This window comes from Streptomyces sp. NA02950 (genome assembly GCF_013364155.1).
Lineage (GTDB): Bacteria > Actinomycetota > Actinomycetes > Streptomycetales > Streptomycetaceae > Streptomyces.
The window spans coordinates 2,133,275-2,154,828 of record NZ_CP054916.1 but is presented as its reverse complement, the minus strand read 5'-3'; the positions used below and the strand labels follow the sequence as shown (position 1 = coordinate 2,154,828).

At 72.0% G+C, this 21,554-nt stretch carries 23 protein-coding genes; 6 read left to right on the top strand and 17 right to left on the bottom strand.

Features of this window, described 5'->3' with window-relative positions:
• Positions 1-38: 38 nt before the first annotated feature.
• The 4 genes from HUT19_RS09010 to HUT19_RS08995 all read left to right on the top strand — a co-directional run bounded on the left by HUT19_RS09010 (position 39) and on the right by HUT19_RS08995 (position 4,632).
• Positions 39-1,256, top strand: a complete 1,218-nt coding sequence (locus HUT19_RS09010; protein WP_176179952.1) for an aminotransferase class I/II-fold pyridoxal phosphate-dependent enzyme — start codon at positions 39-41, stop codon at positions 1,254-1,256.
• Positions 1,257-1,426: 170 nt separating this feature from the next.
• The gene (locus HUT19_RS09005) at positions 1,427-2,410 is read left to right on the top strand and encodes an MBL fold metallo-hydrolase (protein WP_254886136.1); all 984 of its coding nucleotides are present in this window, start codon (positions 1,427-1,429) and stop codon (positions 2,408-2,410) included.
• A gap of 72 nt (positions 2,411-2,482) precedes the next feature.
• The gene (locus tag HUT19_RS09000) at positions 2,483-3,571 is read left to right on the top strand and encodes a nitrous oxide reductase family maturation protein NosD (protein ID WP_176179950.1); all 1,089 of its coding nucleotides are present in this window, start codon (positions 2,483-2,485) and stop codon (positions 3,569-3,571) included.
• 11 nt (positions 3,572-3,582) lie between these two features.
• On the top strand, positions 3,583-4,632 hold the full coding sequence (locus tag HUT19_RS08995; protein WP_176179949.1) for a methyltransferase: 1,050 nt from the start codon (positions 3,583-3,585) through the stop codon (positions 4,630-4,632).
• A 91-nt stretch (positions 4,633-4,723) separates the two neighbouring features.
• Here HUT19_RS08995 and HUT19_RS08990 read toward each other — a convergent pair whose 3' ends face one another.
• From HUT19_RS08990 to HUT19_RS08925, 14 genes are all read right to left on the bottom strand, one after another.
• The gene (locus HUT19_RS08990; protein ID WP_176179948.1) at positions 4,724-5,452 is read right to left on the bottom strand and encodes a class F sortase; all 729 of its coding nucleotides are present in this window, start codon (positions 5,450-5,452) and stop codon (positions 4,724-4,726) included.
• Between the two features lie 99 nt (positions 5,453-5,551).
• Positions 5,552-6,058 (bottom strand): hypothetical protein, encoded by a 507-nt coding sequence (locus tag HUT19_RS08985; RefSeq protein ID WP_176179947.1) that lies wholly within the window; start codon positions 6,056-6,058, stop codon positions 5,552-5,554.
• Positions 6,059-6,220: 162 nt separating this feature from the next.
• Positions 6,221-7,333, bottom strand: a complete 1,113-nt coding sequence (locus tag HUT19_RS44220; RefSeq protein ID WP_176179946.1) for a biotin carboxylase N-terminal domain-containing protein — start codon at positions 7,331-7,333, stop codon at positions 6,221-6,223.
• Positions 7,296-7,472: a hypothetical protein gene (locus HUT19_RS08975; RefSeq protein WP_176179945.1), complete on the bottom strand. Its 177-nt coding sequence runs from the start codon at positions 7,470-7,472 to the stop codon at positions 7,296-7,298. The genes HUT19_RS44220 and HUT19_RS08975 overlap by 38 nt, the downstream gene beginning before the upstream one ends.
• Positions 7,473-7,484: 12 nt before the next feature.
• A complete protein-coding gene (locus HUT19_RS08970; RefSeq protein WP_176179944.1) occupies positions 7,485-7,829 on the bottom strand; it encodes a TcmI family type II polyketide cyclase in 345 nt (114 codons plus the stop codon).
• Positions 7,830-7,832: 3 nt separating this feature from the next.
• Positions 7,833-8,297 (bottom strand): SRPBCC family protein, encoded by a 465-nt coding sequence (locus HUT19_RS08965; RefSeq protein WP_176179943.1) that lies wholly within the window; start codon positions 8,295-8,297, stop codon positions 7,833-7,835.
• A 1-nt stretch (position 8,298) separates the two neighbouring features.
• Positions 8,299-8,556, bottom strand: coding sequence for a phosphopantetheine-binding protein (locus HUT19_RS08960; protein WP_176179942.1), 258 nt, complete (start codon positions 8,554-8,556; stop codon positions 8,299-8,301).
• The gene (locus HUT19_RS08955; RefSeq protein ID WP_176179941.1) at positions 8,556-9,806 is read right to left on the bottom strand and encodes a beta-ketoacyl synthase N-terminal-like domain-containing protein; all 1,251 of its coding nucleotides are present in this window, start codon (positions 9,804-9,806) and stop codon (positions 8,556-8,558) included. Before HUT19_RS08955 ends, HUT19_RS08960 begins: the two co-directional genes overlap by 1 nt.
• Positions 9,803-11,062: a beta-ketoacyl synthase gene (locus HUT19_RS08950; RefSeq protein WP_176179940.1), complete on the bottom strand. Its 1,260-nt coding sequence runs from the start codon at positions 11,060-11,062 to the stop codon at positions 9,803-9,805. Before HUT19_RS08950 ends, HUT19_RS08955 begins: the two co-directional genes overlap by 4 nt.
• Positions 11,059-11,463, bottom strand: a complete 405-nt coding sequence (locus tag HUT19_RS08945; protein WP_176179939.1) for a cupin domain-containing protein — start codon at positions 11,461-11,463, stop codon at positions 11,059-11,061. Before HUT19_RS08945 ends, HUT19_RS08950 begins: the two co-directional genes overlap by 4 nt.
• A gap of 54 nt (positions 11,464-11,517) precedes the next feature.
• On the bottom strand, positions 11,518-12,705 hold the full coding sequence (locus HUT19_RS08940; RefSeq protein ID WP_254885496.1) for a SchA/CurD-like domain-containing protein: 1,188 nt from the start codon (positions 12,703-12,705) through the stop codon (positions 11,518-11,520).
• Positions 12,706-12,906: 201 nt separating this feature from the next.
• Positions 12,907-13,572: a DedA family protein gene (locus HUT19_RS08935; protein WP_254886134.1), complete on the bottom strand. Its 666-nt coding sequence runs from the start codon at positions 13,570-13,572 to the stop codon at positions 12,907-12,909.
• Positions 13,572-14,354, bottom strand: coding sequence for an MBL fold metallo-hydrolase (locus HUT19_RS08930; RefSeq protein ID WP_176179938.1), 783 nt, complete (start codon positions 14,352-14,354; stop codon positions 13,572-13,574). Before HUT19_RS08930 ends, HUT19_RS08935 begins: the two co-directional genes overlap by 1 nt.
• A 76-nt stretch (positions 14,355-14,430) precedes the next feature.
• A complete protein-coding gene (locus tag HUT19_RS08925; RefSeq protein WP_176179937.1) occupies positions 14,431-14,910 on the bottom strand; it encodes a GNAT family N-acetyltransferase in 480 nt (159 codons plus the stop codon).
• A gap of 174 nt (positions 14,911-15,084) precedes the next feature.
• Here HUT19_RS08925 and HUT19_RS08920 point away from each other — a divergent pair, with 174 nt between their 5' ends.
• Both HUT19_RS08920 and HUT19_RS08915 read left to right on the top strand, forming a co-directional pair.
• Positions 15,085-16,080 carry a YihY/virulence factor BrkB family protein gene (locus tag HUT19_RS08920; protein WP_176179936.1) on the top strand — a complete coding sequence of 332 codons (996 nt, stop codon included), beginning with the start codon at positions 15,085-15,087 and terminating at the stop codon, positions 16,078-16,080.
• Between the two features lie 5 nt (positions 16,081-16,085).
• Positions 16,086-16,511 (top strand): ATP-binding protein, encoded by a 426-nt coding sequence (locus tag HUT19_RS08915; RefSeq protein WP_176179935.1) that lies wholly within the window; start codon positions 16,086-16,088, stop codon positions 16,509-16,511.
• A gap of 185 nt (positions 16,512-16,696) precedes the next feature.
• Here HUT19_RS08915 and HUT19_RS08910 read toward each other — a convergent pair whose 3' ends face one another.
• The 3 genes from HUT19_RS08910 to HUT19_RS08900 form a co-directional block, all read right to left on the bottom strand.
• On the bottom strand, positions 16,697-17,503 hold the full coding sequence (locus HUT19_RS08910; RefSeq protein WP_176179934.1) for a thioesterase family protein: 807 nt from the start codon (positions 17,501-17,503) through the stop codon (positions 16,697-16,699).
• 181 nt (positions 17,504-17,684) lie between these two features.
• The gene (locus tag HUT19_RS08905; RefSeq protein WP_303331612.1) at positions 17,685-18,860 is read right to left on the bottom strand and encodes a DUF3103 family protein; all 1,176 of its coding nucleotides are present in this window, start codon (positions 18,858-18,860) and stop codon (positions 17,685-17,687) included.
• A gap of 141 nt (positions 18,861-19,001) precedes the next feature.
• Entirely contained in the window at positions 19,002-21,344 is a 2,343-nt protein-coding gene (locus HUT19_RS08900; protein WP_254885495.1) for a collagenase, read from the bottom strand.
• Positions 21,345-21,554: the final 210 nt, after the last annotated feature.

Here is a 21,554-nt window from a genome sequence, read left to right as displayed (position 1 = left end):
ACGGACACGCGCGGACGGCCAGGCGGAGGTGTGGACGAATGCAGCGGCAGTGGACCGCACCGGCTCCGGCGGAGCGGGACGACGGCGGCCTGCCCGTCCTCCCCGAGCTGGCCGCGTGCTTCGCCGGGGCGGTGGACCGCACCGCTCCGGAGCCGGTCGGCGGCTCGGCCGAACTGCGGGACGCCGCCTGCGGCTACTGGTCGCGGCGCGGCCTGTGGACCGACCCGGCGCATGTGGTGGTCGCCCCCGGCGCCGAACCGCTGCTGCTCGCGCTGCTGGCCTCGGCCTCCGGCGGCGATGTGCTGCTGCCCCGGCCGTGCGCCGCCTGGTACGCGCCGCTGGTGCGGCTGGTGGACCGGCGGGCCTACCACGCCCCCGTCCCGGCCGAGTGCGGTGGACTGCCCGATCCGTTCGCCCTGCTGGAGACCGTCCGCCGGATCCGCGCCGAGGACGGGCGGCCGCGGATGCTGCTGCTGTCGGTGGCCGACGATCCGACCGGCACGGTGGCGCCGCCCGAGCTGCTGCACGAGGTGTGCGAGGCGGCCGCGGCCGAGGGGCTGCTGATCGTCAGCGATGAGACCTGGCGCGACACCGTCCACCATCCGCATGGCACGGTGCTGCTCAGCCCGGCTGAGATGTGCCCCGAGAACGTGATCGTGCTCTCCGATCTCGTCGGCGCGTTCACCCCGGCCGGCTGGCCCGCGGCCATCGCCCGGTTCCCGGCCACCGAGCGCGGGGTGGAGCTGCGCACCCGCGTGCTCTCCCTGCTCACCGCCGTACGCTCCGGGCTGCCCGCCCCCGTCGCCGCTGCCGCCGCCCACGCCCTGGACGAGCCCTCGCCGGTGCGCGCCCGTACGGCCGCCGCGGCCCGGGCGCACGGCGCGGTGGCCACCGCGGCCTACCGCGCGCTGACCGCCCTGGGCGCGCTGTGCCGCCCGCCCCAGGCCGGCCGCCATCTCTACGCCGACCTCGACGAGCTGCGCGGGGTGCTGGCCGCCCGCAACATCACCGACTCGGTGGAGCTGGAGCGCGAACTGAGCGGGCGGATCGGCCGGGCCGTGGCGGGCGGCCACCGCTTCGGCGACCCTCCGCACACCCTGCGGGTCCGGCTGTCGACGCTGCCGCTGCTCGGGGCGGCCGACGAGCAGCGGCTGCGGTCGCTCGAGGCCCCGGACCCCCTGGAACTTCCGCATGTGAAGGAGGCGTTGGCCGCCTTCGACACGGCCTTCCGGGCGCTGATCGAGGACGGTGGCTGAAGCCCCGCGCGGTGCCGCCGGGGCCGCTCCACCGAGGGAAGGGAGTCCACGCCATGACCGACCACGCCGAGCAGGCCGAGCCCGCGGAACCGGCCGAGCGGCACCGCCACGGGTCCTCCGGCGCCTCCGGCCGGATCCGTCCGGCCCCGGCCCCGGAGGCCGCCCCGTCCATGCCCGCGCTGCCCGCACCGCGCCCGCTCGGCGAGGTGCGCACCTGGCCGCGGTCGTTCGTCCACCGGCTGACCTCCCCGCTGCCCGGAGTGCGGGCCATCGCCCGGCTGGCCCGCGAGGGGCGGCTGCGGCCGCCCGCCGACGCGCTCCGCGAGATCCCCCAACTCCCCTTCGCCCCCGGTCCGCTGCCGCTGACCGGCCCCGGTCAGACCGCGCTCACCTGGGTCGGGCACGCCAGCTGGGTGGTCCGGATCGGCGGGCTCACCGTGCTGACCGACCCGGTCTGGGCGCGCCGGATCCTGGGCACCCCGGTCCGGGTCACCCCGCCCGGGGTGCGCTGGGAGGATCTGCCGCCGGTGGACGCGGTGGTCATCAGCCACAACCACTACGACCACCTGGACGCGCCCACCCTCGCCCGGCTGCACCGCGCCACGCCGCTGTTCGTCCCCGCCGGTCTGGCCCGGTGGTTCCGCACCCGCCGCTTCACCCGGGTGACCGAGCTGGACTGGTGGGAGGCGGCCGAACTCGGCGGTGAGGGCGGCCCGGTCCGCTTCGACTTCGTCCCCGCCCACCACTGGAGCAAGCGCACCCTCACCGACACCTGCCGCTCGCTGTGGGGCGGATGGGTGCTCACCGGACCGGACGGACAGCGGGTGTACTTCGCCGGGGACACCGGCTACGGCCACTGGTTCCAGGAGATCGGCCGCCGCTACCCGGGCATCGATCTGGCGCTGCTGCCCATCGGCGCGTACGACCCCGGCTGGATGCTGCGGCCGGTGCACACCGATCCGGAAGAGGCCGTGCGGGCGTTCGGGGACCTAGGGGCGCGGGCCCTGGTGCCCATGCACTGGTCCACCTTCCTGCTCTCGGCCGAACCGCCGCTGGAACCGCTGCACCGGGTGCGGGCGGCCTGGGAGGCCACCGGCGCTCCGCGGGACGCACTGTGGGATCTGCCGATCGGCGGCTCCCGTGTGCTCGAATGAGTGATATTCGGGTAGATCCGGCAAAAGGATCATAAGTGGCGAACAGTGCGGGGCCCGCCTAGCTTCCTGTTCATGCGTACACGAAAACTCTGTTGTCTCACGGTCGTCACGGCGGCCGCTGTTGCCCTTGAGCTGGCCGCCCTCCCCCGTGCCCAGGCCACTGGGACGGTGGCGAGCGGCGGCCCCGAGCCCCTGCATGTCGTCCGTCCCGGCCAGTCCATCCAGACGGCCGTGGAGCTCGCCCGGCCCGGGGACACCATCGAGCTGCTGCCCGGTGTCTACCGGGAGAACATCCAGATCACCACCTCCCGGCTGACCATCCGCGGCGCCGGCTCCCGCACCGTGCTCAGACCGGCCAAGAAGGCGTCGTCCAACGCCTGTGGCAAGGCGGGACACGGACTGTGCGTCACCGGGACGGCCCAACAGCCCGTCACCAATGTCCGAATCCAGTCGCTGACGGTCAGCGGCTTCCCCAAGAACGGCATCTGGGCCACGCACACCGACCGGCTGCGGGTCCGCAGGGTCACCGCCGCCGACAACGGCCAGCAGGGCATCGGCCAGGAGATGTCCATCCGCGGTGTCTTCGTCCGCAACGTGCTGCGCGGCAACCGGGAGTCGGGCATCCACCTCGTCAACACCAACGCCCACGAGGCCGGGGCCATCGACACCCGCGGCGCCGAGGTGGCGGGCAACCGGCTGAGCGGAAACGGACTCGGTGTGGTGATCCGCCGGCTGCGGAACCTCACCGTCGAGCAGAACACCGTCCTCGGCAACTGCGGCGGTCTCTTTGTCATCGGTGACGAGAACCGGCCCCGCGCCGGTGACCTGACCCTCCGGCACAACGCCGTGCTGGAGAACAACCGGCTCTGCCCGGCCAACGAACGGCTCCCCGCCATCCAGGGCGCGGGCATCGTGATCACCGGGTCCGAGGGCAGCCGGGTCACCGGCAACCAGGTGTTCAACAACAGGGGCTCCTCGCCCATGTCCGGCGGGGTGGTGCTGTTCAACAGCTTCGTCGGCGTACCGAACACCAAGAACGAGATCAGCGCCAATGTGCTGAACGGGAATGGGCCGGTCGATCTGGCCGACCGGGACAGAGGCCCCAAGAACACCTTCACCGACAACGTCTGCGGGACGTCCGTGCCCGCGGGACGGTGCTGAGAGGCGGCGTCATGACCACCACGGGGACCACCCCCACCCCTTCCACCCCCACCCCGCCGCAGGCGACCCGGGAGCTGCGCGAGATCGCCTTCGGCGCCGCCCGCGCGGCCGCCGTCCGTGCCGCCGCCCGGCTGGGCGTCGCCGACGCCCTGGGGGAGCAGCCCGCCACGGTCGGGGAACTGGCCGCCGCGGTGGAGGCCAAGCCCGATCCGCTGGGCCGGCTGCTGCGCGCCCTGGCCTGCTGCGGGATCTTCGCCGAGACCGAGGACGGCCGCTTCACCCACACCGAGATCTCCCGGCTGCTGCGCGAGGACGCCCCCCACAGCCTGCGCTACATCTCCCTGTGGTGCACCGAGCCATGGACCTGGGAGGCATGGCCGCGTCTCGACCAGGCGGTCCGCTCCGGCGGTGTCCTCTTCGACGACATCTTCGGCAAGGACTTCTTCCGCTATCTCCACGAGGACGCGCCGGAGTCGGCCGAGGTGTTCGACAAGGCGATGACCACCTCCAGCAGGCAGTCCGCCGAGGACGTCGCCGCCTTCCTCGACCTCGAGGGCGTCAAGGAGGTCGTGGACATCGGCGGCGGCCAGGGGCATGTGCTGGCCGGACTGCTGGAGCGGCATCCGGCGCTGCGGGGTACGCTCCTCGACCTCCCGCCGGTGGTGGCGGGCGCCGACCCCCGGCTGCGGGACGGCGGCCCGCTGGCCGACCGTGCCGTGCTGCTGCCCGGCGACTGCCGCCAGGAGATCCCGGTCCAGGCCGACCTGTACATCATCAAGAACATCCTGGAGTGGAACGACGAGAGCACCCGCCGCACCCTCGGCAACGTGGTCAAGGCCGCGCGGCCGGGCGCCCGGGTCGTGGTCATCGAGAACCTCGTCGACAACAGCCCCGCGTCCTTCACCACGGCGATGGATCTGTTCCTGCTGCTCAACGTGGGCGGCCGGAAGCACACCACGGAGAGCATGACGGAGCGGATGACCGCCGCCGGGCTCACCGTCACCGACATCCGCCCGGTCAACGGCTATCTGCACGCCTTCGACAGCACGGTGCCGGGCTGAGCCCGGCCGCCCGCCGTCACACCAGGGTGCCCGCGCCGTCGTCTACGGCGCGGGCACCCTGGTCGGTGTGCGGACTCCGGAACCGGTGCGCTCAGGCCCACCGGTAGGTGGTGAGGTGGGCGAACGCCACCACGTTCGCGGTGTAGTCCTTGACGTCGTGGTCGTAGGCGCCACCGCAAGTGATCAGCCGCAGCTGGGCGTTGGGGGTGTCCCCGTAGACCTTCCGGTCCGGGAACTCGTTCTTCTTGAAGGTCTTGATCTTGTCGACGGTGAAGGTCGCGACGATCCCGTCCTCGCGGGTGATGTTCACCTCGCCGCCCACCTTGAGGGAGCTGAGCGTGTAGAACACGGCAGGGCCGATCTTGGTGTCCACATGACCCGCCACGATGGCATTGCCCCGCTCGCCGGGCGAGGGGCCGTCCTTGTACCAGCCGACCAGGTTGTTGTCGGTGTCGGGCGGCGGGATCAGGGTGCCCTGGGAGTCCAGCGACAGCTCGGTGAACGGCGCGCTCACCCCGATCGACGGGATGTCCAGATGCGTCGCGGGCGAGCGGGGGAGCGCGGGGCCGGGCCGGGACTGCGGGGTGGCCGCCGGCTCCTCGGGAGACTCCTGCCGCGGCGGCGTCCGCGGTTCCGTCTCCGGAACCGTCCGGGGCTCGCTCGCGGGGGCGGCGGCCGTGGGACTGGCCGCCGGAGTGTTCTGGGAGGCCGCGTCGACGGAGTTGTAGATCAGGAAGACACCGATGAGGGCCGATGCCGCGGCCCACCGGAGCACGCGGGTGTTGCCGTCGGCGCCGCCCTGCTTGCCCTGCTTGCTCATGGAGGGGTGTGCCTTTCTCGTAACCCCCGTAGCACTGCCGTGACACCACCGCTGGGCGGAGGTGCCACGGCAGCACGGAATACGACGAAAGAGTCAGGCTCAGATAGCGGTGCCCGCCGAGTTACGGCGGCGCAGGGCGTAGGCGCCGGCGCCGAGGCCACCGAGGAGCAGGACGGAACCGGCAGCCATGCCGCCACCCGTGGAGGCCATACCGCCACCGCCGGTGTGAACGCCGCCCTTCGGCTTCTCGCCCTTCCAGGAGCCGCCCTCCCAGTCGTGCTTCTTGCCCGACCAGTCGTGCTCCTCCTTGCCTTCCTTGCCGTGCTCCTCCTTGCCGGACCAGCCGCCCTCGTCCTTGCCTTCCTTGCCGTGCTCCTCCTTGCCGGACCAGCCGCCCTCGTCCTTGCCTTCCTTCTCCTCGTGGTCCTTCTTGTCCTTCCAGGAGTCGCCGCTCTCGCCGTAGCTGTCGGAGGACTCCTGGCTGCTCGAGTACCCACCGTGACCGCCCGGGTCCGAGACGTCGGCGGCGAACGCGGCGGCAGGGGCGCCCAGAGTCAGGGTGGCGGCAATCGCCGCCCCGGTGAAGAGTGCGCGAGTCGATCGCATGAGTCATTCCTTCCGGCGCCTGCGCGATTACTGACTATTTGCCAGACAAAGGGATCGCGTCGGCGTCTTAACCACCGTCAGTGAAGAGGGTGCCCGCTGCCACCTGGCGCGGCCTACAATCCGGTCGGTGTTAAGCCCTCCGAGTGGAGATAAGCGCAATGATCACTCTTCCGCCGCGCGAATGGGCTGATGCCGTGTCACCTTTTCAGCGGACATCGTTCCGATAAGCCCAGTGGTGTGCGTCGTGGAGCGGAGATCCGGGTGCGCGAGCGCAGGCCGCAGAAAGCCCACAGGGGTCCGTATGCCCTCGCCGGTGATCCGGAACTCGCCCAGGGCCCGGTCCATGCGCGCGAGCGCCTGCTCCCGGTCAGGAGCCCAGACCACGGTCTTCGCCAGCAGCGAGTCGTAGTCCGGCCCACCCGCCGGCCCGGGAAGGCAGGGGTGTCCACCCGGGAGCAGATCCTCATCGCCGCCGGACAGCCGCTCTCCGTCCGCCAGGAGGATGTGGTGCGGCGCGGGGTGGCCATCGAATGCCGGGTGAACGCCGAGGACCCGGACCGGGAATTCATTCCCGCCCCGGGGCTGCTCACCGAATTCATTCCGCCCGGGCCCTTCGTCCGGCCGGACGATGTCGATACCGGTGACCATCCCGGTGACCGGATCTTCCACTTGGCGGCGACAGTTGATTTCCATGAGGTGGAATTCACGGGTCGGTGAGAGCACGAACTCGAAGGTGTCCGCGCCGGCACGGCCCACCGCCTCGGCGCCGCGCACCTGCACCTCGACATGGCGTGCGTCGTCGACGAACCGCTCCATGTGGAGACGTTCGTCCCCGAACACCGCGCGCGCGTGCGCGCGGGGCTCGTTGAAGGCCCGTACCAGGGCGTCGGGTTGGCCGATCCGCTCCGCGACCTCCCGCGCCTCCACCGGGGCCGCCACCGCGCCGGGGCTCCCCGGCAGCACCGGCAGCCCCGCCTTCTCCCTCAGGGCGCGGGCCGCCGCCTCGTCCCCGAGCCGCTGCGTCACCGCGGCCGGGGGACCGATGAAGGTGATCCCGCTGTCCTCGCGGACCTCCGCGCGGTCCGGATCCCCGGAGAGGAATCCGTACCCCGGGTGGATGGCCTGCGCCCCGGTGCGCCGGGCCGTCTCGTTGATCGCGGGGATGGCGAGATAGCTGTGCCTGGACGGGGCGGGCCCGATGGGCACGGCCTCGTCCACGAGCCGGACGACGGCCGAGTCACGGTCCGCGGTGGAGTACACCGCGACGGTGCGCATCCCCCGTCAGCTGGTCCAGCCGCTGCCGCGCGGCCCGGGGGTGCCGGCCGCGGTCCGGGCAGACGCGCAGGCACCGGGTGAACCGCTTGCCGTGGACCAGCCCGGCACAGCCCGCGCGGCGCACCCGGTCGGCGACCACGTGGCGCTCCCTTCAGCTTCCGGCCGGGCCACTCCGGTCCCGTTCCCAGCGGTAGAACTCGTGGGCCATCGCGTCCTTCGGCTCCCGCCAGGTCCCGGGGTCGTACGCCTGGATGTACGCGGCGAGCCGGTCGCTGATGTCGTGGAACTTTGGATGGCCGGCCAGCCGCGCGACCTCGGGTCCCGGCGGCCGGTCGGCCTCTATCAGATGCAGGTACACATCGCCGAACTGGAACAGGCTGCGGCCGCTGACCCCTATCAGGTGCGGTAGTTCACCGCGGTCCGACTCCTCGAAGACCGAGGCTATGTCCGGGGCCGCGGTCTCCTTCATCCGGGCGACGATCAGGGATCGGTACATGGCTCACGCACCCACCCGCGCGCGGGCGCGCTGCTCGATCTTGTCCCGGATCAGCTCCATCTGGATCTTCGAGTTGCGGTTGATGTGCTCCGTCATCCCGGCGTCGTCGACCGGGGCGTCGGGCTTCATCTCGAAGTCCTGGGTCCAGCGCATCCGGGTGCCCTCGGGCTCCTCGTCGTACTCCCAGCGGATGTTCATGTAGGCGAAGGGGCCGGTCTCGACCCGGCGCGCCCAGACGGTCCGTACATCGCGGGCCGTCTCCCGCTCGGAGACCCAGCTCCAGATCTTGCCGTTCTCGTCGGGATGCATGGTCAGCCGGAAGGTGGTGGTGTCACCGCTGCGCTGGAGCACCTCCACCGAGGCGTACTCGCTGAACAGCTGCGGCCAGTTCTCCAGATCGTTGGTCATCTCCCAGACCAGGTCCAGGGGAGCCGCGATCACGATCTCGTTGTCGGTGTGTGCGGCCATCTCATGCTCCCGTGGTGAGTGAGGTGTTGATGACGTCGAGGAAGTCGCCGGGGGTCTTGGAACTCTCGGCACCCGGTTCGATCGGGGTGCCGTAGCGGTTCTCCAGCTCGCCGACGATGGCGAGCAGACCGAGCGAGTCCAGCCCGTACTCCTCGAAGGTGGCGTCCGGCCGGGTCTCGAGCAGCTGCGGGTCGACGGTGAGTCCGGCGCAGCTCTTCATGAGCGCCGCCAGTTCGGCGTAGGACAGTTGAGTGGGCATCAGATATCTCCTTCCGGGCCGCGGAGCACGAGCGCCGCGTTGCAACCCATGAGCCCTCGGCTCAGCACCAGCGCCGTCCGCAGCTCGGCGGGACGGGAGGTGCGGGTGACGAGGTCCAGGTCATGGCATACGTCGGTGACGTACGGGGTGGGCGGGACCACACGGTGCTCCATGGCGAGCACCGCGGCCGCCACATCCAGGGCCGGAGCCGCGCAGTACGCCCGGCCGAAGCCGGTCTTGGGGGCGGTCACCGGGACCCGGGTGCCATGGGCGCCCAGCGCGTCGGCGAGGGCGAGCGCCTCGGCGCGGTCCGCCGCCGGGGTGCCCAGGGCGTCCGCGAACACCACGTCGATCTCCTCCGGCGCACAGTCCGCGTCCGCCAGGGCGACCTGGATGGCGTGGGCGAGCCCCTCCCGGGAGCGTTCCCACTGGGACGGTCCGGTGAAGGTCGCGGCATGGCCGAGGATCCGGGCATGGATCCGCGCCCCGCGGCGCAGCGCCGCGCCCTCTTCCTCGACCATCAGCATCGCCCCGCCCTCGCCGGGGGCGAAACCGCGGGCGTCCTCGGTGAACGGCAGGTAGGCCCGGCCCGGTTCCCGGGCCAGGCTCATCTCCTCGTAGCCGAGCTGACAGACGATCGAGTAGGGGGCGAGCGGTGCCTCGGCGGCGCCCACCACGACCGCGTCCGCGCCGTGCCGGATGGACCGGCAGGCGTGGGCGATCGCGTCCAGGCCGCCCGCTTCGTCGTTGGCCACCACCCCGCAGGGGCCCTTGAAGCCGCCGCGGATGGAGATCTGGCCGGTGCTGGCCGCGTAGAACCAGGCGATCGACTGGTACGGCCCCACGTATCGCGGGCCCTTGCCCCACAGCTGCTGGAGCTCGCGCTGGCCGAACTCACCGCCACCGGAGCCCGCCGCGGTCACCACGCCCACCGCGTACGGCGACATCTCCCCGGCCGGCAGCCGGGCGTCCTCCAGCGCCAGATCGGCCGCGGCCATCGCGAAGTGGGTGAACCGGTCGGTCTGGACGAGGAAGCGCTCCTCGACCGCCGCACCCGGTTCGAACCCGCGGACCTGGCCCGCGACCCGCAGCGGGAAGTGCTCGCAGCCCTCCCGGGAGAGCCGGTCCAGGAAGCTGATCCCTTCCCGTACCGCCTTCCAGTAGGCGTCGGTGCCCACGCCGTTCGGCGCCACGATCCCCAGTCCGGTGATGGCCGCGCCACGGTCGTGTCCGCTCACCGGGGGCCTCATGACGCGCCCCCGTGGCTGAGGACCACGGCCGACTGGAAGCCGCCGAACCCGCTGCCCACCGAGAGCACATGGCGCAGCGGCAGTGAGCGGGCGGTGCGCGGCACGTAGTCGAGATCGCACTCGGGGTCGGGGTTCTCGTAGTTCGCGGTCGGCGGCACCACACCGTGGGTCAGGGCCAGGGTGCAGGCCACCACCTCGATGGCCCCGATGGCGCCGAGGGAGTGCCCGACCATGGACTTGATCGAGCTCATCGGGGTGCGGTACGCGTGCTCGCCCAGCGAGCGCTTGACCGCGGCGGTCTCATGGCGGTCGTTCTGCTGGGTGCCGGAGCCGTGTGCGTTGACGTAGTCGATCTCGGAGCTGTCGATGCGCGCATGTCCCAGCGCGTGGTCGATGGCCTCGGACATCTCCAGGCCCTCCCGTGTCAGACCGGTCATGTGATAGGCGTTGCCGTAGGTGGCGAACCCCCTTATCTCGCAGTAGATCCGGGCCCCTCGGGCGCGCGCGTGCTCCAGCTCCTCCAGGACGAGGACGGCGGAGCCCTCGCCCAGGACGAAGCCGTCGCGGCGGGCGTCGAACGGCCGCGAGGCGTGCATCGGGTCGTCGTTGTTGGCCGAGGTGGCCTTGATGGCGTCGAAGCAGGCCACGGTGATCGGGGAGATCGGCGAGTCCGCCGCGCCCGCGATGCACACATCGGCCCGGTTCTCCTCGATCGCCTGGAAGCCGTAGCCGATGGCGTCAAGACCCGAGGTGCAGCCCGTGGAGACGGTCTGCACCGGGCCCTGGGCGCCGATCAGCTCCGCGACACCGGAGGCCAGCGCGCTCGGGGCGAACGCACGGTGCAGATGCGGACCGGCCCGCCGGTGGTCCACGTCCCAGTGCTCGCCACCGCTGCTGACCTTGACGTAGTCGTGTTCCAGCCGGGTGGTGCCACCGACCGCGGTGCCCAGTGACACCGCGGTGCGCCAGCTCTCCGGCTGCGGAGCCAGACCCGCGTCCCGGGTGGCCTCCATCGTCGCCGCGAGCGCGAACTGCACGTACCGGTCGGAGCGTTCGATCTGCTCCGGGTCCAGCCCGGCGGCCACCGGATCGAAGTCGCACTCGGCGGCGATCCGCGAGCGGAATCCCTCCGGGTCGAAGAGCGTGATCGCGCGCGTCGCCGTACGCCCGGCGGTGAGCAAGTCCCAGAAGGCCGGGACGCCCACGCCCCCCGGTGCGACCACGCCGAGCCCGGTGACCGCCACCCGTCGCGTCACGACGAGGCCTCTGCCGGTTCGGTGGCCTCCGTGTCCACGTGCCCGAGCTCGGGACGCGGGGCCAGCGGACCGAGGTGGAAGACCATCCGGGCCTCGGTGTCCCCCACGTTGCGGAAGCGGTGGCGCATGTCGCGGGGGATCAGCAGACCCTGGTCGGGCCGGAGGGGGTGCGTGGTCCCGTCCAGGTCCACCTCCAGATCGCCGCACACGACGAACACGAACTCCTCGGAGTACGGGTGGTAGTGCTCGCCGATGCGTTCACCCGGCGCCATGAGGGCCAGGCCCATGAAGCCGCTGGTGGCGCCCACGGTGCTCGGGGTGAGCATGGCGCGCAGGTCGCCGCCGCGCCGCCGGTTGTGCGGGACGTCGGCGAGGTCGACGATGTGGGGGGACGTGGTCATGATCGGTGCCTTCCGGACGTGGGGACGTAGGGGACGCGGTAAGGGAGCGGAACGTCAGTAGTCCGCCGACCGGCGGTCGGTGACCGGATCCATGTCGCAGTCGGCGAGGAAACGCCGCAGCCCCTCCTCGTCCGACAGCTCCCGGCCCGGACCGACCTCGACCAGCCGGTCGAGCATGGCCGCGGCACGCTTGCCGCCGACACCCGCGAAGAGCGCGGGGTCCTGGTCCAGCGAACCGGTGATATCCACTAGCCGGACAACGGTGTCCACGTGGTGGAAGATCGTGCTGGTGACCAGGGCCGGCGCGCCCTTCTTGCGCCCGCGTCCGCCGTTCCGTCCGGCCGTCCCCTCGCCGCCGATGGCGAGCTCGTCCTGGCGGGCCAGCAGCTGGGCGACCGCCATCCCACAGCCCTCCTTGACCGGGTAGAGCAGGGCATGACGCCGTATGTCGGCGGAGGAGTATCCCGCGCCCTTCACCGAGAGGTGGTGCACGGCCGTCAGCGCCGCCCGCATGAAGAACTCCCGCGCCGACTCCGGGTCGTCCAGATCGCGGGCCTCCTCCAGATACGGGTTGATGGCCTCCTCGACCTCGCGGATCTCCGGCTGCCGGGACACATGGCGCAGCGCCGCCATCAGGTCGCCCTGGACCTCGACGGCGCGCACCACCCGATTGCCGCTCATGAACAGCGAGGTGCGGCACAGCCGGGTGGTGTCGTCCACCCGCGACTCGGGCGAGGAGTAGTTCGCCAGGATCGCGGCGACGTCCTTCTCGCTGCCGGGCTTGACGGTGAACGTCAGGGCGTGCCGGATGATCCCGTCGCCGATCCGCGGGGCGGGCTGGAGCCGTCCCCGGTGCGCCGCGGTGCCCGTGCCGTGGTCGGTCTCGCGCAGAATGCCGAACCGCAGCGAGCGGGTGTCCTTGACGCAGCCGTGCATCGGCTTGACCATTTCGCGGTGGGCCGCGCTGTCCACCCAGGCGAGGAACGGCGGAGCGCTCTCCCACTCACTGGTGATCAGCCACTTGGACGGGTCCTCGATCGACTGGCACAGCTGGTCGCTGAGGTGGCCCGGGACCGAGGCCACCTGCTGGCACAGCTCGTCGTACGCACGCAGAAAACGCTCCTCGGCACCACTGCGCACATCCAGCAGCAGCACCACGCGCAGCCGGGAGTCGGTCAGCGCCGACTGCGTGGTCATGGAGGGTGTTGCGGTGGTCTGTGGATCCTGGGGCAGGGTGCTCATGTTCCACTCCTCCTTGGGGGCTTGCGACCGTCCTTGGATGCGCCGCCCGCAAGGACGATCGTGGAGCGCTCCCACGTATGGCGCGAGATTTGTGAGCCATCTGAGCGAAGGCCAGGTCAGGACGTGTGACGCGGGCGGTGACCGGCTCCGCGCCGTTCGCGGTGGCACCCGCGGGGGTGTTCGCGAGCGGCCGCGGGGCCGTCAGCCCGCCGGTTCGTGCTCGGCGTCGCGTCGCCCCCGTACGCGGCGCCAGGCGGCGGGGGCGGCGCTGATGACGACCGTCAGCAGTACCGCCGCCGCCACGCCCTGCCACGGCTTCTCGAACAGCGACCCGCCCAGAATGCCGATGAGCTGGTACGTGGCGGCCCAGGCCAGCGCCGCGGGCCCGGCACCCCGCGCGAACCTCCGCATCGTCATCCCCGACAGCAGACACGCCAGCATCACCGGGATCCGCCCCGCCGGGATCAGCCGGGACAGCACCAGCACCGCCACCCCGTGCCGGTCCAGCCGCGTTTCCGCCTGGGCCAGCCGCTCCGGGGGCGCGTGGTCGTGGATCCGGGCCAGCCAGCGGGAGCCGTTGCGCGAGCGCACCCCCCGCCGCCCCAGCCAGTACAGACAGATGTCCCCGAGGAAGGCCGCGAAGGCCGCCACCAGGAAGACGAACAGCAGCGAGAACGGCGAGCTCTGGTGCACGGCCACCACCGCCGCCGAACTCACCACCGCCCCGGTCGGCACCACCGGCACCAGCGCCCCGAACACCACCAGCAGGAACAGCGAGGGATAGCCCACCGCCTGCTGGGTCGACTCCGGCGGCACACCGCGCGCCAGCTCGCCCACCTCGTCCAGCAGCCGATGGATCACCGGGATCACCTGGCGGGCTCCAGCCGGACGCACTCCCCGTGCCCCAGCCGGTGCACCGCCGTGCCGGGGGCCAGCCGCCCGGCGTGGCGCACGAAGTCGTCGCCCGGGGCGTGGAACTCGTGCGGCCGGACCGCGTCCAGCCCGATCGGCCAGTACGTGCCGTAGTGCACCGGCACCGCGTTGCGCGCCCCCAGCCGGGCGAGCGCCTGCGCCGCGCGGTGCGCGTCCAGATGGCCGTGGCCGAGGTACGGGCCCCAGCCGCCCACCGGCAGCAGCGCCACCTGGCACGGGCCCACCGCCTCGGCCATCCGGTCGAACAGCCCGGTGTCGCCCGCGAAGTACGTCGTGGCCTCGCCGCGCAGCACATAGCCGAGCGCGGGCACCCGGCGCCGCCCGTACGGCAGCCGCCGGCCGTCGTGGGCGGCGGGTACGGCCCGGATCCGGACCTCGCCGACCGCGCACTCCTCGCCCGGCCGCAACTCCGTGACCCGCAGCCGGCGTGCCGTGACCACCCGCCGCAGCCCCGGCACCGCGCGCCCGGCGCCGTACGGGATCACCAGCCGGGTACCGGGCCGCAGCCGGGCCAGCGAGCCGAGGTGCAGATGGTCGGCGTGCAGATGCGACACCAGCGCGACATCGGCGACCGCGGCGTCGGGCGGCGGAACGGGGCCGCGGCGGCGCCGCAGATGGGCCAGCCGCCGTACGAAGAGGGGGTCGGTCAGCACGCGGACGCCCGAGTCCCGCACGGTCGCGGTGGCATGCCCCCACCAGGTGATCTCGACCGACACGCAGCTCCTCCCGTCGCCGCTGGACGCCCTTTGATCCTCTCACCCCGCCGGATGCCCGGGAGCGTCGCCGCGGAGGTCAGACCAGGACCAGCACCAACTCGTCGATGTGGGTGCCGCGCGCGGTCGCGTACCCCCGCTCCTCCCCGGTCACGGTGAACCCGCACTTCTCCAGCACGCGGATCGACCCCGCGTTGTCCTTGGCGACGCGGGCGTACAGCGGCCGGTCCGGGACCAGTTCCAGGAACGCGGCCAGCGCCCGGGTGGCCACGCCCTTGCCCCAGTGCTCCCGTCCGATCCAGTAGCCGACCGACGGCTCGCCGAACTGCTCGAAGCTCATGACGTTTCCGGCGACCCGCCCGTCGTACAGCACCGTCCGCTTGACCACGGCGTCGTTCCCGAGGATCCGTTCCCACTGGGCGTCGAACGCCTCCCGGTCGCCCGGGTCCTCGGCGGTGAAGGCCGCCATCCGGACCGCCTCCGCGTCCCGGTGGTAGTCGAAGAAGACGGGAAGGTCCTCCCGTGTCACCTTGCGCAACTGCACTGTCGGTCCGGTCATGGCGCCCAGTGTGCACCGTGGTCCCGCGGTCCCGTGGCCCGGGGCGGAACTGTTCCGCAAGGAGCTGGGCCGCCCCGGCTGACATGGCCCGCGCCCGCCGGGGCAGATGGCTGGCAGCGCGGGCCTTCCGGCCCGGTCCGCGCGGCGCACGGCACGGACGGGGGCACACGGCACGTGGCACACACCGACAGCACACATGAGGACAACCAGCGGGACAGCGGCCGGGCCGGATGGTGGGCCGCCCTGCGCCGGACCCCCGTCACGGCCTGGAACGAGGACCTCACCGACTGGGCGGCGGCGCTGACCTACTACGCCGTGCTGGCGCTGTTCCCGGTGATGCTGATGATGCTCTCGGTGCTCGGGCTGTCCATGCCCACCTCGACCCCGCAGGTCATCGACCGCCTCACCCAGGTCGCCCCGCCGGAATCCCGTGCCCTCCTGCGCACCGCGCTGCGCGAGACCGCGCACCAGCCGTCCGCCGCGTGGCTGCTGGTGGTCCTCGGCGGGCTCGGCGGTCTGTGGTCCGGCTCCAGCTATCTGGCCGTCTTCCGGCGGGCCCTGCACGCGATGCACCGGGAGAGCGCCCACCGCCCGGTCTGGCGTACGGCGCCCCGGATCCTCCTCACCGCCGTCGCCGTGATCCTCCTGCTGCTGGCCAGCACCGCCACCCTCCTGCTGACCGGTGGCCTGGTCCGCCGACTGGGCGAGGTGTGGCAGCTGGGCGGCGCGCCGCTGACCGCCTGGGCGGCCCTGCGGTGGCCGGTGCTGGTGGCCACGGCCGTCGCCCTGATCCTGGTCCTCTACCGCTCCGGCCCGGCCCGCTCCCGGCCCGTCCGCCGCATGGCCCCGGGCGGTGCCCTCGCCGTCGTCCTGCTGCTGGCCGTCTCCCTCGGCTTCAGCGCCTACGCCTCCCACGTCCCCACCTACCACCGGCTCTACGGGCCGCTTGCGGGCATGGTGGTGTTCCTGATGTGGCTGTGGCTGTCCAATCTGGCCCTGCTGCTCGGAGCCCTGTTCAACGCCGAGCTCATCAGGAATCCGGACCCGGACACATGTCCCGCCGATCGTCGGGCAGAAGGTGAAGAAGCCACCCGGTGGCTCCCCCGCACCTCGGGGGACCCCGCCTCCGCATCGCACACGGAGGCGGACGGAACCGGAGTTGGGAGGTAGGAACCATGTCGGTTGCCCATGAGCTGAACGAGGCGATGACCACCGTCAGTGCCGATCTGCGTACCGGCCCCGACGCCGCCGTCCGGGCCCGGCGCGTGGCCCGCGGCTTCCTCGGAAAAGCCGCCCTGAACGGGGCGGCCGAGATGTGTGACGCCGTTGAACTGGTGGTGTCCGAGCTGGTGACCAATGTGGTCCGGCACACGGACGGCCGTGTGTGCCGAGTGGAGCTCACGGACGTGGGCGACGGCCTGGAGATCGCGGTCACCGACAGCGACCCCCGCCCTCCCCGGTGGCGTTCCCCCGACCTCAGCGGCGGCGGCGGCTTCGGCTGGCCCCTGGTCCATCGCCTGGCCTCCTCGGTCCGCGTCTCCACCCGCCCCACCGGCAAAACGGTCCACGCCCTGCTGACGCCGGGACTCGTGCCCGCCTGAGCGCTCCGCGGGGCGGGCCGCGAGGTGGCTTTCGTTCCCCCGCGGCTGCGTCGTGGCTGGTCGCGCCCACGCGGCGGAGCCGCATATCGACACGGCCCCGCGCCCCTTGGGGGCGCAACCGAACCGCACCGGACTTCGGCGATGCCGCTCGGTGCGGAGGGCACCGCTTGCGCCCATCGGCGCGGTCAGGCCGTGGGCTTGCCGGCCACGAACAGGCTCTGCACGCTCCGCCCGATCGGCCCCGATGTGTCGTGGAGGGTGCCGTCGGCCATGCCGAGGCCGTCGGGGGTGATGGCGGTCCGGGCGTCGAGGCAGACCCATTCGCCGGCCGGGTGGCGGTGGAGATGGACCGTCAGGTCGGGGTTGATGAAGACGTGGGACGCGAAGTCCAGGACGTTGCTGACGCCGTTGACGGAGTCCGCGGCGGTGAGGACGCGGTCGAGGGGGGTGATCTTCTCGCCCGCGACCAGCGGGACCCGCATCCGCATCCAGCAGGTCGCCGGGCCCGGGCTGAGGTAGGAGCCGGTGGTGAAGCGGAACTCCATGGCCGTGTGGTAGCCGGTGTCCCAGGGGACCGGCAAGAAGGGCTCGGAGCGGGCGCCCTCGGGGCCCGCGAGGGTGGGCGGAGGGGCGACCTCGGGGGCGGTGCCGGGGGCGGTGCGGATACGGAGGGCGCGGGCGCGCATCACCTCGTCGGCGCCCTCGGGGGTGAGGGACACCTCGACCAGTTCCAGGCTGCGGCCTTCCTTGAGGACGCGGGTGGTCACGGTCAGCGGGCGCAGCGGGACGGGGCGGAGGATCTCGAAGGTGATGCGGCTGAGGCGCATGTCCTCGCGGGAGCCGGGGCGGAGCTGGACCGCCCGGCCCAGGAGGGCGGCCGGTGGCCCGGCGTGCTGGCTGTCGGGGCTCCAGGGGCCCCGGGTGAGGGGCGTGGGGACAAAGCGCTCCTCGGTGACCTGTTCGAAGAACGCCTCGGCGTCGCTGGCAGGCATGGCCACGGTCCGGCTTCCGTCAGTGGTAACGCACCAGCGGTGGTCGACTGCTGGAGGACCACACGTTACCGACCAGTAGGTTTCCTGTCACCCCATCGTCACCCCGCTCGTCGCCCCTGGTCGCCGTACGGCCCGGGGCGCATCCGCGCCCCGGGCCGGGTCGTTCGTGTGCGGCGTGCGGTCAGGCCCCCTGGACCTGGTACGGCTCCAGCGTCATCCAGCCGTTGCCCCGGGCGCCGTCACGGCGGCCGGTGTCGGCCTTGGCCAGGGTGTACCAGGAGTCGACGTAGTCCGGGTCGTCCGTCCACCAGTCGTCCGGGATGGCGTCCAGGACCGCGTTCACCAGCGGGATGTAGGCGCCCTGGTCGGTGATGGTGAGCAGCACTCCGGCGATGGCCTTGGCGAGATCGCGGTAGTTGGTGCTGCCGTCCTCCTCCATCATCACGGCGTCGGCCAGGTCGTACCTGTAGTTCGACCAGTTCACCAGGATCTGGTTCGGGTGGTAGACCGTGCCGTCGTTGTCCAGGTAGGGCATCTCGACGGGGTCGACCCGCACCGTGCCGTCGTGGCCGAAGCCGGTCACCAGCGTGTAGATCTCGGCATCGCCCTTGATCCAGGGCTCCTCGTCGTCCGAGAGCTCCACACCCGTGATCCGGGTGGCGGCGAATCCCTCGCCCGCCGTAGCGGTGTGCGCCCGGGGCGTGGTGAGGCCACGGGCCGCGAACTCCTCGCGCAGCACCCGCATTCCGGCCGCCAGAGCCGTGGACTCGTCGATGTCGAGGACATAGACGGGCCGGTCGGGCGCCGTGCGGGCGTCCAGGGTGTGCGGTGTGCCCTGGCTGTCGTACGCGGTGACCGTCCCGTCCCGGTCGTCGTTCGAGGCCACGGCGACCAGCGGGACCGTACCGGGCTCGAGGTCGTCCCGCATGGACCTGTCGCCCAGTCGCAGCCGCAGCAGGGAGCCGGTGTCGGCGCCGAGCCCCTTGGCGGCGGCGATCTTCCGGTCGGCGTCGGCCAGCGAGGAGGTGAGGCGTTTGCCGGTCGGCGCCACGGTCCGTCCGGCCAGCGCCTGGAGGTCCACCTCGGCCGTGCCCAGTACGGCCTTGCGCAGTTGGCCGCGCCAGGTGGCGTCGCTGAGGGAGACGGCGAGGGCCCGGGCCGTCCGGTCCTCGATCCTGCCCACCGCCGAGGTGCCGGCGGTGGCGGACGAGGCGGAGGGCGGGGGGTTCGGTGCCGCCACCGCCGCCGGTGCGACGGTGGCGCAGGTGGCGACCAGCGCGGCACCTGCGAGCAGAGTGCGCCGGGTGCGCCGGGCGCGCCCGTTCCGGGGGGTTGATGAGGTCTGTCTACCGCTCACGGCATGCTCCTGTGGGGGAGTTGAGGGTGAGAATGCGGGGTAGATCTACGCGAGTAACTACTCGCGGGTGGAGAATGCCGTCCGCGTTGTCGCCCGCACAAGGCTCGGACCCCCAACTCCCCCCATCACAAGGGAAAACCCTCAACTGCGCAGCGGCCCCTCACAGGTGAAGGGCGAGGTGCCCGCCGTGCCGTCGGACCAGATCTCCACCGTGCCGAAGGCGCAGTTCATATCGGCGAAGTTGTTTCCGCCGGGGCGGCTGCGCTCCAGGATGAAGTAGTCCACGGTCTCGGACATGTCCCGGAACACCCGGTCGGGGTCACGGGAGTCGGCCAGCCGCGCGGTGATCCGGCCGGTGCACACGAACCGCGGCCTCCCGGCCCAGCCCTTGCCGCGTCTCTTCTCGCACCGCGGAGTGTTCTGCGTGGTGGAGGTGAAGGCGCCCCGGATCTCCGCCGCGGTGGCGTAGCGCAGGGACCCGACGGGCTCGTAGCGGGTGTTCGGTACGAACAGGTCGTCGACCTTGGCGATCTGCTCGTCCAGGAAGATGTCGTACGCCCGCTGGAGTCCGGCGTCGGAGCCCATGCGGTTGCGCCACGCGTCGAAGCCCTGGGGGTCGTCGGCGCGCAGATGGCCGTACATCTCGTGCAGCAGCGCCGGGCGCTCCCGCCACAGGAACTCGAAGAACGTCCCGGCGTAGTTGTAGAAGCGGAAGCCGTCGCCCTCGTACGTGGCGTGCAGCAGCTGATGGACGCTCATCCGGGGGCCGCCGCCCGAGGTGTCCTGGATGATGCCGCGCACCAGGGACTTGCGGACCAGTACACCGTCGTCGCGGGTGGCGCCGTCGAAGAACTCGGCGGTGCCCTCGTCCATGGCGGTGGTGCGGTCACCGGTGTACCAGGGGCCCTCGCCGAAGTAACCCGGCACGGCGAACCGGCCGTTGAGGTAGTGGGTGTACTCGTGGCGGAACAGCTCCTCGAGCGAGAGGGAGGAGTCCTGGGGTACCCGGCGCTGGTAGGTGTAGAAGGTGGCGCCGCGCTCGATGTACATGCCGCCGTTGTTGGTGTCCAGCCCGGTCAGGATCGGCTGGTACGTCTCGTAGTCGGCGCGCGAGGCGTACAGCACGGTGGTGAGCGTGGTGTTGGTGTCGCCCGCCAGCGGCTCCTCGGTGCCCAGCACCCGGTGGAACTGCGTCTTGACCTGCTTGCTCGCGTAGTAGAGCTGATCGACGGTGGCTTCGCCGAGGGCGGTGCGGACCTTGATGCCGCCGTTGTCGTAGACGTAGGTGCGCGGGAAGAGCCGCCGCTCGATGTCCTCCTTGCACACGTGGTACGGGGCGCACGCCTCGTAGAAGTTGAGCCAGCCGACGATCTTCGCCCAGGGCTGGCTGCCGTCGCCGAAGTTCTGCTTCGCGGTGTTCAGCAGCGGGCCCAGGTCGGCCACGACCGCCGCCTTCAGGGCGTCGATCTGGCCGAAGCGCCCGTATTCGAGCAGCGCGTCACGCACCACCCACGCGTTGTCGGTGCCCTTGAGGTGGACGTATCCGGCGAACGCCTTGAAGGTGTTGCGGTATCCGGCGTCCGCGGTGACCGCCTGCTGGAAGGCGGTGTCCTTGTTGCCGGGGTAGACCCCCAGGTAGTTGACGGACAGGGCGGCCAGGGCGGCGCCCGCCCAGGAACGGTCCTTGTGGGTGGCGGGGTGGTCCCGGTCCATGGTGGCCAGGACCTTCGGTATGAGCCGGAGTTGGTGCTGCCGCAGCCCGGGGGCGCTGCCCGCGTACAGCGCCTCGCGCAGGGTGTCGGCGTTGGTCCGGGTGACGTCGAAGGTGCGGGCGGCGGTGCCGAACGCCTCGATGCCGCGCCGCATGGCGTCCACGGTCGCCGCGTCCGTGAGGTCGATCTCGTCGTGCGAGAAGTCGTGGAACACGGCGGCGTGGAGATAGGTGAACATCTCGTACAGATGGCTGCCGTCGGTGCCGTCGTGGGACGGGGCGAGCGAGGCGATCCGCCGGGAGACCGCCTGGACGTGGGCAGGGGAGAGCACCCGGGCGAGCCGGGCGTCCCAGGTCCAGATGAGACCGCGCAGACAGCCGTCGGCGGTCACCGCCGGATCGGCGAGGAAGTCCGCCCAGCGCTCCGGGTCCAGCCCGCTGACCGCGTCCAGGGTGCAGGGCACGGTGCCCTCCAGGGCCCGGACCGTCGGGTGGCGTGCCGCTTTCCCGGTGGCCTTGTCACCGGGGATACGGGCCTGGGCGGCGCGTCCGGGGCCGTCGGTGGGCCGGGGTGCCCGGGCGAGGCGCTCGACCCCGGAGCCCCGGTCGAGGACGGCGCCGGGGTCGGGCCCGGGGGCGGCGGCCGTGGCGGAAGTGGGGGCGGGGGAGCGAGGGGTGGCCGAGGCCGGGGCGTCCGGCGCGAGGGGCAGGGTCAGTGCGGCCGCGGTGGCCGCGGCGAGCAGCGTCGCCCGCGGGGAAGGTCTGTGGATCACCTGATCTCCCGATTGAGTAGGGGGGTGGAAGCAGGTGGTTCTGTCGTGTGACCTATAACATAGTAATGTGAAATAGTACTGGCAAGGCGTCAGGAACGAGTTGCTCGGTCCCGTTCCCCGGGCCGGACGCGGCCTCCCCGCGCGCAATCCCACGTTTCCCGTCATGACCCGTTCCCCGCTATGTTGAGCGGGGGGATGGGACGAGAAGGA